The organism is Pantoea sp. BJ2 (genome assembly GCF_040255075.1).
Classification (GTDB): domain Bacteria; phylum Pseudomonadota; class Gammaproteobacteria; order Enterobacterales; family Enterobacteriaceae; genus Pantoea; species Pantoea leporis.
This window is the reverse complement of the sequence record NZ_CP158292.1, coordinates 3,098,323-3,113,839: the sequence shown is the minus strand read 5'-3', so window position 1 is coordinate 3,113,839 and position 15,517 is coordinate 3,098,323. Positions and strand designations below refer to the sequence as shown.

Below are 15,517 nucleotides of genomic sequence, written 5' to 3'. Positions count from 1 at the left end.
AGGGAATTACCATGGCAAAACGTTTTAACCGGCTGCTGCTCAGCGCGCTGTTCGGTGCTGGATTACTGGGCGGCGGGACCTTGACGATACACGCGGAGGAAGCGGCAACCGCAACAGCAACGCAGAAATCGCTGTCAGTTATCGATCTCTCCGAGCTGCAACTCGACGGCGCCGCCGCGCTGGTGTTGACCTTCAACACGCCGCTTGAAGCGAAGCAGGATTTCGCTGCGCGCGTGCAGATTATCGATGAGAAAAGCGGCAAGGTTGATGGCGGCTGGGAGCTGGCGCTAAACGGTAAAGCGTTGCGTTTTCGTCATCCTGAACCGTCGCGCAAGTTGACGGTTAACGTCGATGCCGCTCTCAAAGCGGCCGATGGCAGCACCTTATCGAAATCGTTTAGCCAATCGCTCACCACGCGCGATATCCAGCCGATGGTGGGTTTTGCCAGTCGCGGATCGCTGCTGCCGCTGCGTCTGACGCAGGGATTGCCGGTGCTGGCGCTGAATGTGAATAACGTCGACGTCGATTTCTTCCGCGTGAAAAACGCCTCGCTGGCCGATTTTCTGGCGCAGTGGAATTACGGCAACAATATTTCGTACTGGGAATCACGCGAGCTGCTGAAAAATGCCGATCTGGTTTACGGCGCCCGCTTCGATCTTAATCCGGCACGCAACACGCGCGAGAAAATGCAGCTGCCGCTGGGCGATGTCGATGCGCTGAAGCAGCCGGGCGTTTATCTGGCGGTGATGAAACAGGCCGGAACCTACAACTACACGCAACCGGCGACACTGTTTACGTTGAGCGACATCGGTTTGTCGCTGCACCAATTCCCTGAACAGCTGGAACTGTTTGCCCAAAGCCTGACCAATGGCGCGCCGCTTGGTGACGTTAGCGTGCAGCTGCTGGATGAAAAAGGCAAACAACTCGCCAGTGGCACCAGCGACAGCAACGGTCATTTGCGCTTACCGGCGAATGCTAAAGGCAAGCTGCTGCTGGCGACACAAAAGGACCAAACCTCGCTGATCGATCTTAATCGTCCGGCGCTGGATCTGGCGGAGTTCCCGATTGATGGACCGCAAGGCTACGACAAACAGTTGTTCGTATTTGGTCCGCGCGATCTCTATCGTCCGGGTGAAACGGTGATCGTCAACGCGCTGCTGCGTGATGCAGATGGCAAACCGTTGCCGCCGCAGCCGGTGAAAGCCGACGTGGTGCAGCCGAATGGCGAAGTGTCGCAGACCTTTGTCTGGCAGCCGGAGAACGGCGTCTATCAACATCGCTTCGCGATACCGGCTGCGGCGATGACCGGCGAATGGACGCTGCGTATCAACAGTGGCGACAACCAGCCGCGCAGCTGGCCGTTCCACGTCGAAGACTTCCTGCCGGAGCGCATGGCGCTGGATTTGACCAACAGCGCGCAGCCGTTGGCGCCGGATGACGACGTCACCTTTGCTGTTGAAGGCCGCTATCTGTACGGCGCGCCGGCTGCGGGTAACGAGCTGCAAGGGCAGCTGCTGCTGCGTCCTGCGCGTGAAGCGGTGGCCGCGCTGCCCGGCTATCAATTTGGCGACATCACTGAAGAGCTGAAACGTTCGCTCGATGATGTGGATGAGAAGCTGGATGAGAGCGCCAAGCTGCAGCTTAACGTTGAGAGCAGCTGGAAAGAGAGCCATTCGCCGCTCAATCTGATTCTGCAAGCCAGCCTGCTGGAAACCGGCGGCCGTCCGGTGACGCGCCGCGCGACTCAGGCGATTTGGCCGGCAGCGGCGCTGCCCGGCATCCGTCCGCTGTTTAGCAGTGAATCGGTATATGACTATCGCAGCGATCGTTATCACGATGAGCCGACCGTGGCAGAAAACAGCCTCGCGGAATTCGACGTGGTCTACGCCAATCCGCAGGGCGAAAAACTGGCGGCGTCAGATCTTGATGTGCGCCTGATCCACGAACGCCGCGACTATTACTGGAGCTTCTCTGATAGCGAAGGCTGGCAATCGCGCTTCGATCAAAAGGATCTGCAGGAGGATCAGCAGCGCATCTCTATTGCGGCGGGCGGCAACCAAAAAGTGAGTTTCCCGGTGGAGTGGGGCACCTATCGCCTGGAAGTGCATGCCGGCGACAATATCATGAGCAGCGTACGCTTCCAGGCCGGATATGGGTGGCAGGACAACACCAACGGCACCGGCGCGCTGCGTCCGGATCAGGTCAAACTGAAAATTGATAAAACCGCCTATCAGGCGGGCGACACCGCGCATGTGCAGGTGGAATCGCCTGCTGCCGGCAAAGGCTATCTGATGGTGGAATCCAGCAGCGGCACGCTGTGGTGGCAACCGCTGGAGGTTCCGGCGGGCGGCGCAACCATTGATGTACCGATTAGCGACAGCTGGAAGCGACACGATCTTTATCTCAGTGCCATCGTGGTGCGCGACGGCGACAAGGCCAGCGGCGTCACGCCGAAACGCGCGGTGGGGTTACTGCATCTGCCGATGGCGACCGAAGCGCGCCGCCTCAGCTTAGCGCTCGACGCGCCGGATAAAATCCGTCCTGAGCAGACGCTAAAAGTGCAGGTCAAAGCCAGCCGTGAAGGTGGCGCATTACCAAAACAGGTTCAGGTATTGCTCTCGGCGGTGGACAGCGGCGTGCTTAACATCACTGACTACAAAACCCCGAATCCGTGGGAAGCGTTCTTTGGCCGCAAGCGCTATAACGCCGATCAATACGATGTGTTTGGTCAACTGATTGAAGGCGGTGGCAAACTGGCCGCGCTGCGCTTTGGTGGTGACGGCGACGATGCGGATGCGCTGTCGCGCGGCGGCAAAAAACCGGTCACCGACGTGCATATTGTGGCGCAGCAGTTGCAGCCCGTAACGCTGGATGCCAATGGCGAAGGCATGCTGGAACTGCCGATTCCGGCGTTTAATGGCGAATTGCGTTTGATGGCGCAGGTGTGGAGTGACGACAGCTTCGGGTCGGCCGATCGTAAGCTGGTGGTTGCCGCGCCATTGATCAGTGAACTGGCGACGCCGCGCTTCCTGGCCAGCGGCGATCAATCTACGCTGGCGCTGGATCTCACTAACCTCACCGATCAACCGCAAACGCTGAAAATCAACATCAGCGCCAGCGGCCAGATCGCCCTGAACGGCCAAATCCCCACCAGCGTGCAGCTGGCGCAAGGCGCGCGCACCACCTTGAAAATTCCGGTCAAAGCGCAGGGCGGCTTTGGTGCAGGCGATGTGCAGGTCAAGGTTTCCGGCATGAGTTTGCCGGGCGAAACGCTGGCAGCGAGCGAGCGTAAATGGAAAATTGGCGTGCGTCCGGCCTATCCGGCACAAACGCTGAGTTTCGATAACGTGATGCAAACCGGTCAGAACTGGCAGGTGATGGCCAGCGCCTTCAATGGCTTGCAGCAGGATACCTTGAGCGGACAGCTGTCGCTCAGTAACCGTCCGCCGCTGAATATCGCCAGCTATATCAGTTCGCTGTACGCCTATCCTTATGGCTGCCTTGAACAGACCGCCAGCGGCATTTGGCCGTCGGTGTTCACCAACTATGCGCAGCTAACGGCGATGGGCATCAAAACCAGCAACGATGAAGCGCGTCGCGCCTCAATTGATACCGGCATCGCGCGTCTTGCCGGCATGCAGCGCGGCAACGGCAGCTTTGGTTTGTGGAGCAAAGAGAGTCAGGAAGAGTTCTGGCTGACGGCTTACGTCACCGATTTCCTGCTGCGCGCCAGCGAAGCCGGTTACGGCGTACCGGATGGCGTGATTACCCGCGCCGACGAACGTCTGCTGCGCTATCTGCAGGATCCCGCGCAGATCGAAACCAGCTGGAGCAGCGATGCCGATGGCTTGCGTTTCAGCGTGCAGGCTTATGCCGGATTGGTGCTGGCGCGTCAGCAGCAGGCGCCGCTCGGTGCGTTGCGTGCGCTGTATGAAAAGCGCGATCGGGCTAAATCGGGCTTGGCGATGGTGCAACTTGGCGTGGCGTTGAAGCTGATGGGCGATCAACAGCGCGCGCAACTGGCGCTGGCGCAGGGCATTGGCCTGGAACGTAAACCCAACAGCTGGCTCGGCGATTACGGCAGCCCGGTGCGCGATCGCGCGCTGATTCTGTCGCTGCTGACAGAAAACCAGCTGCTGCCGGAGATGCAAGGTCCGTTGTTGATCGAGCTGGCAAAAGCCGTGCACGGACAGCGCTGGTTCTCGACCCAGGAAAACAACGCCTTGTTCCTCGCCGCCCGCACCTTGCAGCAGCATAAAGGCGAAAGCTGGCAGGCGACACTGCAGGGCAAAGCAAAACCGCTCAGCAGTAATCAGCCGCTGAATATTGGCATGACGGAAGATCAGCTGCGTCAGGGTGTGTCGGTGAAAAGCGACAACGCGTCGCCGCTTTACGGCACGCTGAATGTGGTGGGTTATCCGCGCACCGCACCGTCGCCGATGAGCAACGTGCTGCAGATCAGTCGTGAGTACTTCACGCTGGAGGGTAAGCCGGCGGATCTAACCAACCTGAAAAGTGGCGAACTGCTGGTGGTGCGGCTCAAAGTCACGGCCAGCGAGCGCGTCAGTGATGCGCTGGTGGTGGATCTGCTGCCTGCCGGACTGGAGCTGGAAAATCAGAACCTGAGCGACAGCAGCGCCAGTTTAGGCGACAGTGCCGATGCGCTGAAAGAGAGCATGATGGATATGCAACAAGCCAACATCAAGCACATCGAATTCCGTGACGACCGCTTCGTCGCCGCGCTGGCGCTCGATGGCTACACGCCGGGCACGCTGCTGTATCTGGCGCGTACGGTGACGCCGGGCAGCTATCGCCTGCCGCCGCCGCAGGTGGAATCGATGTATGTGCCGGAATGGCGCGCGATTGGCAGCACGCCGGAAAAACTCAATGTGCGTTAACCATTAATGTCTGGAAGTAAGCGACTAAAGCGGTGGCGCTGGCTGCCGCTTTTTTTACTGCTGCTGCTGGCCGCGCTGTGGCTGCTGGATCGACTGACACCGCTGCCGCTGCGTGAGTTGCAGCCGGCGCGCGTGGTGGTGGCCGAAGACGGTACGCCGCTTTGGCGCTTTGCTGACCCGCAAGGCATTTGGCGCTATCCGGTGACGCTGGAGGATGTCTCGCCTGCTTATATCGAGGCGCTGCTGACCTATGAAGATCGCTGGTTCTGGCATCATCCCGGCATCAATCCGATGGCGATTTTGCGTGCAGTCGGGCAGAACGTGCTGCATCACGGCGTGGTCTCCGGCGGTAGCACGCTCACCATGCAGGTGGCGCGACTTATCGATCCGCAACCGCGCACTCTGCGCGGCAAAGTGGTGCAGGCGTGGCGCGCGCTGCAGCTTGAATATCATCTCTCTAAACGAGACATCCTAACGCTCTATCTCAATCGCGCCCCTTTTGGCGGCACGGTGGAGGGCGTTGGCGCGGCGAGCTGGATGTGGCTGGGGAAACCGCCGTCCCAGCTCACCCAAGGTGAAGCGGCGCTGCTGGCGGTGCTGCCACAAGCGCCGAGCCGCCTGCGTCCGGACCGCTGGCCACAGCGCGCCGAAGCAGCACGCAATAAAGTGCTGGATCGCCTCGCGGAATATCACGTCTGGTCAGCGCAGGATGTCGCCGATATCAAACAAGAAGCAGTGTGGCTGCCGCCGCGCCAGATGCCGCAACGTGCGCCGCTGCTGGCCCGCCGCCTATTGTCGCTGTCACCCGACAACAAAATCACCTCAACCATTGATGTGTCGCTGCAGCGCGAACTGGAGAATCTGGCGACGTCGCTGAAAAGCAACTTGCCGCCGCGCACCTCGCTGGCGCTGCTGGTGGTGGATCACCAAAACATGAAAGTGCGCGGCTATGTCGGATCGGTGGATTTCAATGACGACAGCCGTTTTGGTCATGTCGATATGATCTCGAGCGTGCGATCGCCAGGATCGGTGCTGAAGCCTTTTGTCTATGGCATGGCGCTGGATGATGGGCTGATTCATGGCGAATCACTGCTGCAGGATGTGCCGCGCCGCTTCGGCGACTATCGTCCCGGCAACTTTGACTCGGGCTTTCACGGGCCGGTGAGCGCCAGCGCTGCGCTGGAGCGGTCGCTCAATCTCCCGGCGGTGCAGTTACTGGATGCGCTGGGGCCAAAAAGCGTCGCCGCGCGCTTGCGTAACGTGGGATTGAATCTGCGCTTTCCCGCTGGCGCAGAGCCCAATCTGTCGCTAGTGCTGGGCGGCACCGGCGCGCGCATGGATGAGATTGTGGCGGCCTACAGCGCCTTTGCCCGTCACGGCAATGCGGCGCAGTTGCGCTGGCTGACGACACAGCCGCTGCAGGAAAGGCCGCTGTTGTCGCCGGGCGCGGCATGGATTGTGCGGCGCATTCTGGCTGGCGCGGCGCAACCTCCGGCCAGCGGCGCGGTGGCGGAGATTGCGCCTTTGGCGTGGAAAACCGGTACCAGTTACGGCTACCGTGATGCATGGACGATTGGCATCACGCCGCGCTATCTGATTGGCGTGTGGGTTGGGCGGCCGGATGCCACGCCGGTCGCCGGGCAATTTGGTTTTGCCTCGGCGGTGCCGGTGATGAATCAGGTCAATAATGTGCTGGCGGGACATATGCCGGTGAGCGGTGCGCCGCGCGATCCGCGTCCGCTTGCGGTCAGCGCCATGAGCATTTGCTGGCCTGGCGGTCAGCCGTTGCCTCCCGGCGACGAAAACTGTCGCCAGCGTCGTCAGAGTTGGGTGTTGAATCAAACTGTGCCACCGACGCTGCTGGCGCCGGGGCAGGAAGGCGTCAATGGCTTGCGTCAGCGCTACTGGCAGAACAGCCGGGGATGGCGTGTGGCGGCAGATTGCCCGGATGCACAAAGTCGGGAGCGCCTGATGTGGCCGCTGCCGCTTGAACCCTGGCTGCCGGTTGCTGAACGCCGTGCGCAGCGCTTGCCGCCGATCGATCCCGCTTGTCCGCCGCGCAATCAGGGCAATGCGCCGCCGATGGTGATTACTGGTGTGATCAACGGCCAGCGCGTACAGCCGCTGCCGGGTAAAGTGGTGCTGGTGATGCCGGTTGCGGTGCAGGGCGGGCAAGGTGAGCAGCGCTGGTGGTTCTTAAACGGACAGCCGCTGGAGCGGGACGCGAATGATAAGAGTGCGGCGCTGGTGCTGGATGAGCCGGGCAGTTATCAATTGGTGGTGATGGATGAAGCGGGGCAACTCTCATCGGTGGCCTTTACGCGCGGTTAAGTGCATGGATATGGCATACTTTTTGCCTGCGCGCCCCGACAAAAATCAATTATTTTCAATAATTCCGCCAATCGCTAATAGGCAACGCGCTGCGATATCCCTATAATCGGCGCGTTTTCTTACCGGGAGGAGCTCCCGGATTCTTCAGGATGCTAACTAGAGGTCAACATGGCAATCGAACGTACTTTCTCAATCGTGAAACCAAACGCCGTCGCTAAGAACGTGATTGGTGCAATTTATAACCGTTTTGAAAGCGCGGGCTTCAAAATCGTTGGCGCAAAAATGCTGCACCTGACCAAAGAGCAGGCTGAAGGCTTCTACGCTGAGCACAAAGGCCGTCCATTCTTTGATGGTCTGGTTGAATTCATGACTTCTGGTCCGGTTGTGGTTTCTGTACTGGAAGGCGAAAACGCCGTTCAGCGTCACCGCGATCTGATGGGTGCAACTAACCCAGACAACGCGCTGGCAGGGACCCTGCGTGCGGATTACGCGGACAGCTTCACCGAGAACGCGACCCACGGTTCTGACTCTGCTGAATCTGCAGCACGCGAAATCGCGTACTTCTTCGCAGAAAACGAAGTCTGCCCACGCACTCGCTAAGTGCGTTGATGGCCTGAGCGGACACCCGTCTTTACAGCTGTTCAACCTCTGTGAAACGGTTCCCCTGGCATCATGCAGCAGATGTAGTACAATTATGCGCCCTTGTTGAGCCAGCCTCAGCGAGGGCGCTGTTTTTTTCCTACTATTAACCAGAGCCGTAACGTGTAACAACGAGGCCAGAGAACATTATGTCCGAACAGATTGTGACGCCGTCGTCCGCTTCCCCCGTGGTTGTTTCCCCAAAAAACGAAAAAATTAACCTGCTGGATCTTAACCGTCAGCAGATGCGCGAATTCTTTCTTGAGATGGGCGAAAAGCCGTTCCGTGCCGATCAGGTCATGAAGTGGATGTACCACTACTGCTGCGATGATTTCGAGCAGATGACCGACATCAACAAAGTGCTGCGCGGTAAGCTGATGCAGCGCGCTGAAATCCGTGCGCCGGAAGTGGCGGAAGAGATGCGTTCCACCGATGGCACCATTAAATGGGCGATTCGCGTGGGCGACCAGCTGGTTGAAACCGTCTACATCCCGGAAGCGGATCGCGCAACCTTGTGCGTCTCCTCGCAGGTAGGCTGTGCGCTGGAGTGCAAATTCTGTTCGACGGCGCAGCAGGGCTTTAACCGCAACCTGCGCGTATCAGAAATTATCGGCCAGGTATGGCGCGCCGCGAAAATCATCGGTGCCGCGAAAATTACCGGTCAGCGCCCGATCACCAACGTGGTGATGATGGGCATGGGCGAACCGCTGCTGAATCTGAACAACGTGGTGCCGGCGATGGATATCATGCTGGACGACTTCGGTTTCGGCCTGTCAAAACGTCGCGTTACGCTGTCAACCTCAGGCGTGGTGCCGGCGCTGGATAAGCTGGGCGACATGATCGACGTAGCGCTGGCGATTTCACTGCACGCGCCGAACGATGCGATTCGTGATGAGATCGTGCCGATCAACAAAAAGTACAACATCGAGACTTTCCTTGCGGCGGTCAAACGCTACATCGGCAAGTCCAACGCCAATCAGGGCCGTGTGACCATTGAGTATGTGATGTTGGATCACGTCAATGACAGCACCGACAACGCGCATGAACTGGCGGCACTGCTGAAAGATACGCCGTGCAAAATCAACCTGATTCCGTGGAACCCCTTCCCGGGCGCGCCGTATGGTCGTAGCTCCAATAGCCGTATTGACCGCTTCTCCAAAGTGCTGATGGATTACGGTTTCACCACCATCGTGCGTAAGACCCGTGGTGATGATATCGACGCCGCTTGTGGTCAGCTGGCGGGCGATGTGATTGACCGTACCAAGCGTACGCTGCGTAAGAAAATGGCAGGCGAAGCCATCTCTGTGAAGGCGCTCTGAAAGCCAGCGCCTGCTGATATTCAGCGGGCGTAACTCATGTCAGTCTCTCCGCATATTTTTCATGGAGAGACTGAAATGCGTAAAGGATTACCCGCCGCGATTCTGGCTGGCTTTGTTGTAACCGGTTGTGTCAATCATCCTGCAAAGCAGAGTGCAGCGGATATCCGTCTGCAGCTCGGATTGCATTATCTGGCGGTGAAGGATTATGCCGCTGCACAGCGCAATTTATTGCGTGCTCAGCAGGCAGCGCCGAAAGATTATCGCGTGCCGTTGGCCCTGGCCCGTGTGGCGCAGGCGCAGCAGAACAGCGCACAAACCCGCTGGCACTATCAGCGGGCGCAGCAGTTAGCGCCACTGAATGGTTATGTGGCTAACAATTACGGTGCGTTTCTCTGCGGTTTAAGGCAGTATGACGAAGCGCATCAACAGTTTAAGCTGGCAATTGAGGCGCAGGAAATCGATGCTCGTCAGGATGCATTCCTGTTTTCTGGCTATTGTTACCTGCAGGCTGATGAGAGTGCCGCAGCGCGCGAGCAGTTAGGTTACGCGCTGGATGCCGCACCGGAGCAGGGCAGTCAACTGCTGAGGGAAGTGGAAAGGCGGCTTGAACAGCAGGAACAGCAGTCGGTTCCGCTGCTTTTAGAAGTGTACCACCAGCGTTTGCCCGCAACGGCAGAGAGCCTGTGGTTACAGATACGTTTCGCCGCGCAACAGGGAAACGCTGCTGACGTTACACGTTATGGCGACCGGTTGGCGCGAAGTTTTCCACAATCGATACAGTACCAGCGTTATTTAGCTAATGAATACTGAAGCCACTCAAGAGAATTCTGCAGTACATTCCACAGGTGAACGCCTGCGTCTGGCCCGTGAGCAGATGGGGCTGACCCAGCAAAACGTCGCTGAACGCCTGTGCCTGAAACTTACTACCGTGCGTGATATTGAAGAGGATAAGTCACCTGCTGATTTGGCTTCGACATTCCTGCGCGGTTACATTCGCTCCTATGCCCGTCTGGTGCATGTGCCGGAAGATGACCTGCTGCCGATGATGGCAAAACAGGCTCCGGTGCGCGCTGCCAGGATCGAGCCGATGCAGAGCTTCTCATTGGGTAAGCGTCGTAAAAAGCGCGATGGCTGGCTGATGATCTTCACCTGGTTGGTGGTTTTCGTCGTAGTCGGTTTGACCGGTGCGTGGTGGTGGCAGAACCATAAAGCATCACAGGCTGATTTGGTGTCGATGGCCGATCAAAACGGCAGCGGCGACAATAGCCAGTCCATTCCATTGGGCGACAACAGCACCGACAGCAATACCGATGCGGACACTAACGCTGCCGGTACGCCAGTCGATAACGGTGCTGGCGCAGCGGCCACGCCTGAAAGCAACGCCGGCGCACCTGCGTCGAGCATGAGCAACAATGCGCAAACCACCGGCAGCGACAACGCCGTGGTTTCGCCAAGCCAGGCTCCGATTGATACAACGCCGCCAGCGGCGACCTCTCCGGCGCCAGCAAACAGTGTTCCTGCTGGTCAAATGCCTACCGCGAATGCGGCAGTCAGCCAACCGGCAGGCGATCCGAATGCCATCGTAATGAACTTCAAAGCCGACTGCTGGCTGGAAGTCAGCGATGCGACCGGCAAGAAGTTGTTCAGCGGTTTGCAACGTAGCGGCGGTAAGCTGAGTTTGTCCGGAACGGCTCCGTATCGTCTGAAAATTGGCGCACCGGGTGCGGTTGACGTGCAATATCAGAATCAGCCCGTTGATTTAAGTCGTTTTATCCGTAATAACCAGGTTGCCCGTCTGACGCTGGGTGCGCAATAACGCGCAGCGCGCTTTCCGGGTAATTGTGGAGAGAGAATATGCATAACGAAGCACCCATCATCCGTCGCAAATCAACACGGATTTACGTCGGCAAGGTGCCAGTTGGCGATGGTGCGCCCATCGCCGTTCAGTCAATGACCAACACCCGCACCACTGACGTGGACGCCACCGTTAACCAGATTCGCCAGCTTGAGCGCGTCGGGGTTGATATCGTGCGCGTCTCCGTTCCCACTATGGATGCGGCTGAAGCCTTCAAACTGATTAAGCAGCAGGTCAACGTGCCGCTGGTCGCGGACATTCACTTTGACTATCGCATCGCACTGAAAGTCGCTGAATATGGCGTGGATTGTCTGCGTATCAATCCAGGCAACATCGGCAACAATGAGCGTATTCGCCAGGTGGTGGATTGTGCGCGTCATTACAACATTCCGATCCGTATCGGCGTTAATGCCGGTTCGCTGGAAAAAGATCTGCAGGAAAAATATGGCGAGCCAACGCCGCAGGCGCTGCTCGAATCCGCGATGCGCCATGTGGATCACCTTGATCGCCTCAACTTTGATCAGTTCAAAGTGAGCGTCAAAGCCTCTGACGTCTTCCTTGCCGTTGAATCCTATCGTTTGCTGGCGAAAGCCATCGATCAGCCGCTGCATCTCGGTATCACCGAAGCGGGCGGCGCGCGTGCGGGTTCCGTGAAATCGGCGATCGGTTTAGGTTTACTGCTGGCCGAAGGCATCGGCGATACGCTGCGTATTTCGCTGGCGGCCGATCCGGTTGAAGAAGTGAAAGTCGGCTACGATATCCTCAAATCTCTGCGCATCCGCTCCCGCGGCATCAACTTTATTGCCTGCCCGACCTGTTCGCGTCAGGAGTTTGATGTCATCGGTACGGTCAATGCGCTGGAAGAGCGGCTGGAAGACATCATCACACCGATGGATATTTCCATTATCGGTTGCGTGGTGAACGGTCCGGGTGAAGCGACAGTTTCTACCCTCGGCGTGACCGGCGGAGCCAAGAAAAGCGGCTTCTACGAAGATGGTGTGCGCCAGCGCGATCGTCTCGATAACAACGACATGATCGACCAGCTGGAAGCGCGTATTCGCGCTAAAGCCAGCATGCTGGATGAAAGCCGCCGTATCAACGTGCAGCAGTTGGAAAAATAATCGTGGTGCGCGCCTGTCGCGTGCCAGTTTGTGATTGAACCTGTGCGGTTTCATCCTCATAAGGTATGATGCCGCTCAGGTTTTTTTGTCTTAAGAGATTCTAACGTGGCGAAGAATATTCAAGCGATTCGCGGGATGAACGATTACCTGCCGGCGGATACCGCGATTTGGCAGCGTATTGAAGGCACCCTTAAGCAGGTGCTGGCCAGTTATGGTTACAGTGAAATCCGTCTGCCAATCGTTGAGCACACCCCGTTGTTCAGCCGCGCGATCGGTGAAGTCACCGACGTGGTTGAGAAAGAGATGTACACCTTTGAAGACCGCAACGGCGAAAGCTTGACGCTGCGTCCGGAAGGCACTGCAGGTTGCGTGCGCGCCGGTATCGAGCACGGTCTGCTGTACAATCAGGAACAGCGTCTGTGGTACACCGGCCCGATGTTCCGCTACGAGCGCCCGCAGAAAGGTCGTTATCGCCAGTTCCACCAGATGGGTGTCGAAGTCTTCGGCCTGCAAGGCCCGGACGTAGATGCTGAGCTGATCATGATGACCGCGCGCTGGTGGAAAGCGTTGGGTATTGCCGAGCACGTTGAGCTGGAGCTGAACTCTATCGGCTCGCTGGACGCGCGTGCCAACTATCGCAGCGCGCTGGTGGCATTCCTTGAGCAACATCAGGACGTACTCGACGAAGATTGCAAACGCCGCATGTACACCAATCCACTGCGCGTGCTCGACAGCAAAAATCCTGACATCCAGAAACTGTTAAACGATGCGCCAACGCTAGGCGAATTCCTTGATGAGGAGTCACGCGAGCACTTCAGCGGCCTGTGCGCCTTGCTGGACGACGCGGGCATTAACTATCGCATTAACCAGCGCCTGGTGCGCGGCCTCGATTACTATAACCGTACCGTGTTTGAATGGGTGACCAGCAGCCTCGGTTCGCAGGGCACCGTGTGCGGCGGCGGACGTTACGATGGTTTAGTTGAACAGCTGGGTGGACGTGCCACGCCAGCGGTCGGTTTTGCCATGGGTATGGAGCGTCTGGTGTTGCTAGTGCAAGCAGTTAATCCAGAATTTGAACCGACGCGCATTGTTGATGTCTATGTTATCGCTTCGGGGCAGGGCGTTCAGTCCGCCGCGATGCAACTGGCGGAAAAACTGCGTGATGCTGATCCGGCACTGAAGATGATGACCAACTTTGGTGGCGGTAACTTCAAGAAGCAGTTTGCCCGTGCAGACAAGTGGGGCGCACGCATTGCGCTGGTGCTGGGCGAAGATGAAGTGAAAGCGGGCCAGGTTGTGGTGAAAGACTTGCGTACCGGCGATCAACAGACGCTGGCTCAGAGCGACGCCGCTGCGACGTTGCGCACACTGCTGCAGTAAGCGCAGCACTGCAACAGCCATTTTAAAGAGAGGGATCGCGTGGAAGTTTACAGCAACGAAAACGAACAAGTTGACGCGCTGCGTCAGTTCTTTGCCAACAATGGCAAATTCCTGGCCGTTGGCGTAATCATCGGTATCGCTGCGCTGGGTGGCTGGCGTTTCTGGTCCAGTCATCAGGAAGGCACCGATAAAGCGGCATCAGCAGAATATCAACAGCTGACCAGCGCGATGCAGGCGGACAAGCCTGATTCGCTGGAAGCGGTCGCCACTTTCGCCAGCGAAAACAACAACACCTATGGTGCGTTGGCTTCGTTGGATCTGGCTAAGCAGTATGTTGAAACCAATCAGCTCGATAAAGCTATCACTCTGTTACAGAGTGGGCTGAAAGATACCAAAGATGCCAACCTGCAGGCGGTGATTAACCTGCGTCTGGCTCGCATTCAGTTGCAGCAAAGCCAGGCCGATGCCGCACTTTCTACCCTTAACAATGTTAAAGGTGATGGCTGGACAGCCATTGTGGCGGACATTCGTGGCGAAGCACTGCTGAGCAAAGGCGATAAGCAGGGCGCGCGTGATGCCTGGAGCAAAGGTGCTGAATCGCAGGCCTCTCCTGCGCTGAAGCAAATGCTGCAGATGAAGATGAATAACTTAAGTTAAGCCAGTCAAGAGAGCGCACATGGAATTACGTAAATACCTGCTGCCAGGGCTGATTTCAGTCACTCTGCTCAGCGGTTGCTCGCTGTTCAGCGGCGAAGAAGATGTAGTGAAAATGGCCCCGCTGCCTAAAGTGGAAAACCAGTTTACGCCGCAGACCGCGTGGAGCACCTCGGTTGGCGACGGCGTTGGTGATTTCTATTCCAATCTGCATCCAGCCTGGCTGGACGGTACCGTGTATGCTGCGGATCGTTTTGGTGTGGCTAAAGCGCTTGATGCCAGCAATGGTAAAGAGAAATGGAAAGTCGATCTCTCTGAGAAAACCGGCTTCTTCTCGAAAAACATCTCGGCACTGCTCTCTGGCGGCGTCACCGCCAGCGGCGATCGCATCTACATCGGTAGTGAACGTGGTCAGGTATTTGCGTTGAATACCAGCGATGGTGGCATTGCCTGGCAGACCAAGGTCGCCGGTGAAGCGCTGTCGCGTCCGGTGGTGAGCGACGGTTTAGTGCTGGTTCACACCAGCAACGGTATGTTGCAAGGCCTTGATCAGAGCACTGGCGTGATCAAATGGACCGTTAACCTTGATATGCCTGCGCTGTCACTGCGCGGTGAATCAGCCCCGACCGTGGCCTTTGGTGGCGCAATTGTGGGTGGCGATAATGGCCGCGTGAGCGCAGTCATCGTCAATCAAGGTCAGCTTATTTGGCAGCAGCGTATTTCGCAGCCAAGCGGCGCCACGGAAATCGATCGCCTGAGCGACGTCGATACTACGCCAGTCGTGGTAAACGGTGTGGTTTATGCGCTGGCGTATAACGGTAACCTCACCGCGCTGGAACTGCGTTCTGGTCAGGTGCTGTGGAAACGTGAGATTGGCGGCGTGAAAGACATGGTGGTGGATGCGGGTCGTATCTATCTGGTCGATCAGGATGACCGCGTGATTGCCCTGAATGCTGATGGTGGCGTAGCCATCTGGCGTCAAAGCGATCTGCTGCATCGTAATCTGACCTCGCCGGTGCTGTTCAACGGTTATCTGGTTGTCGGTGATAGCGAAGGTTATCTGCACTGGATTAACACCCTTGACGGCCGCTTCGTGGCGCAGCAGAAACTGGACAGCGATGGCTTCCAGACTGAACCGGTGGTTGCCGGTGACAAGCTGCTGATCCAGGCGAAAGGCGGAGAAGTTTACGCCATCACCCGTTAAGGATATGGCTCTGCGGGAACGCGTTTCCCGCTCGCTTACACGGCTCCTGATTCGTCAGGGGCCGTTTCGTTTTTAGTCAGGCATGGTATTCTTTGCGCCTTCAGCCTGACGCCTGG

The 15,517-nt window shown here is 57.8% G+C and carries 10 protein-coding genes; all 10 read left to right on the top strand.

Annotation, left to right across the window (positions count from 1 at the left end; genetic code table 11):
• The first annotated feature begins 11 nt into the window (after window positions 1–11).
• The 10 genes from AAF463_RS14400 (at window position 12) to bamB (ending at window position 15,401) form a co-directional block, all read left to right on the top strand.
• Complete coding sequence (locus AAF463_RS14400; protein WP_350260988.1) at window positions 12–4,898, top strand: alpha-2-macroglobulin; 4,887 nt, start codon at window positions 12–14, stop codon at window positions 4,896–4,898.
• A gap of 6 nt (window positions 4,899–4,904) precedes the next feature.
• Complete coding sequence (gene pbpC / locus AAF463_RS14395) at window positions 4,905–7,229, top strand: peptidoglycan glycosyltransferase PbpC (RefSeq protein ID WP_350260987.1); 2,325 nt, start codon at window positions 4,905–4,907, stop codon at window positions 7,227–7,229.
• Window positions 7,230–7,397: 168 nt separating this feature from the next.
• Window positions 7,398–7,829 (top strand): nucleoside-diphosphate kinase, encoded by a 432-nt coding sequence (ndk, locus tag AAF463_RS14390; RefSeq protein ID WP_007884899.1) that lies wholly within the window; start codon window positions 7,398–7,400, stop codon window positions 7,827–7,829.
• A gap of 188 nt (window positions 7,830–8,017) precedes the next feature.
• Window positions 8,018–9,187 (top strand): bifunctional tRNA (adenosine(37)-C2)-methyltransferase TrmG/ribosomal RNA large subunit methyltransferase RlmN, encoded by a 1,170-nt coding sequence (locus AAF463_RS14385; RefSeq protein ID WP_137386285.1) that lies wholly within the window; start codon window positions 8,018–8,020, stop codon window positions 9,185–9,187.
• A 75-nt stretch (window positions 9,188–9,262) separates the two neighbouring features.
• The gene (gene pilW, locus AAF463_RS14380) at window positions 9,263–9,997 is read left to right on the top strand and encodes a type IV pilus biogenesis/stability protein PilW (protein WP_110866462.1); all 735 of its coding nucleotides are present in this window, start codon (window positions 9,263–9,265) and stop codon (window positions 9,995–9,997) included.
• Entirely contained in the window at window positions 9,987–11,003 is a 1,017-nt protein-coding gene (rodZ, locus tag AAF463_RS14375) for a cytoskeleton protein RodZ (RefSeq protein ID WP_101763486.1), read from the top strand. The genes pilW and rodZ overlap by 11 nt, the downstream gene beginning before the upstream one ends.
• Window positions 11,004–11,041: 38 nt before the next feature.
• A complete protein-coding gene (ispG, locus tag AAF463_RS14370) occupies window positions 11,042–12,163 on the top strand; it encodes a flavodoxin-dependent (E)-4-hydroxy-3-methylbut-2-enyl-diphosphate synthase (protein ID WP_101763487.1) in 1,122 nt (373 codons plus the stop codon).
• Window positions 12,164–12,268: 105 nt separating this feature from the next.
• Window positions 12,269–13,543, top strand: a complete 1,275-nt coding sequence (hisS, locus tag AAF463_RS14365; RefSeq protein ID WP_192233011.1) for a histidine--tRNA ligase — start codon at window positions 12,269–12,271, stop codon at window positions 13,541–13,543.
• Between the two features lie 39 nt (window positions 13,544–13,582).
• The gene (locus tag AAF463_RS14360; protein ID WP_101763489.1) at window positions 13,583–14,200 is read left to right on the top strand and encodes a YfgM family protein; all 618 of its coding nucleotides are present in this window, start codon (window positions 13,583–13,585) and stop codon (window positions 14,198–14,200) included.
• Window positions 14,201–14,219: 19 nt separating this feature from the next.
• Window positions 14,220–15,401, top strand: a complete 1,182-nt coding sequence (bamB, locus tag AAF463_RS14355) for an outer membrane protein assembly factor BamB (protein WP_350260986.1) — start codon at window positions 14,220–14,222, stop codon at window positions 15,399–15,401.
• Window positions 15,402–15,517: the final 116 nt, after the last annotated feature.

What these genes read in the sequence shown, in the direction of transcription:
- AAF463_RS14400 (WP_350260988.1), top strand. Translation starts at nt 12, where the DNA reads ATGGCAAAACGTTTTAACCGGCTGCTGCTCAGCGCGCTGTTCGGTGCT.
- pbpC (WP_350260987.1), top strand. Translation starts at nt 4,905, where the DNA reads ATGTCTGGAAGTAAGCGACTAAAGCGGTGGCGCTGGCTGCCGCTTTTT.
- ndk (WP_007884899.1), top strand. Translation starts at nt 7,398, where the DNA reads ATGGCAATCGAACGTACTTTCTCAATCGTGAAACCAAACGCCGTCGCT.
- AAF463_RS14385 (WP_137386285.1), top strand. Translation starts at nt 8,018, where the DNA reads ATGTCCGAACAGATTGTGACGCCGTCGTCCGCTTCCCCCGTGGTTGTT.
- pilW (WP_110866462.1), top strand. Translation starts at nt 9,263, where the DNA reads ATGCGTAAAGGATTACCCGCCGCGATTCTGGCTGGCTTTGTTGTAACC.
- rodZ (WP_101763486.1), top strand. Translation starts at nt 9,987, where the DNA reads ATGAATACTGAAGCCACTCAAGAGAATTCTGCAGTACATTCCACAGGT.
- ispG (WP_101763487.1), top strand. Translation starts at nt 11,042, where the DNA reads ATGCATAACGAAGCACCCATCATCCGTCGCAAATCAACACGGATTTAC.
- bamB (WP_350260986.1), top strand. Translation starts at nt 14,220, where the DNA reads ATGGAATTACGTAAATACCTGCTGCCAGGGCTGATTTCAGTCACTCTG.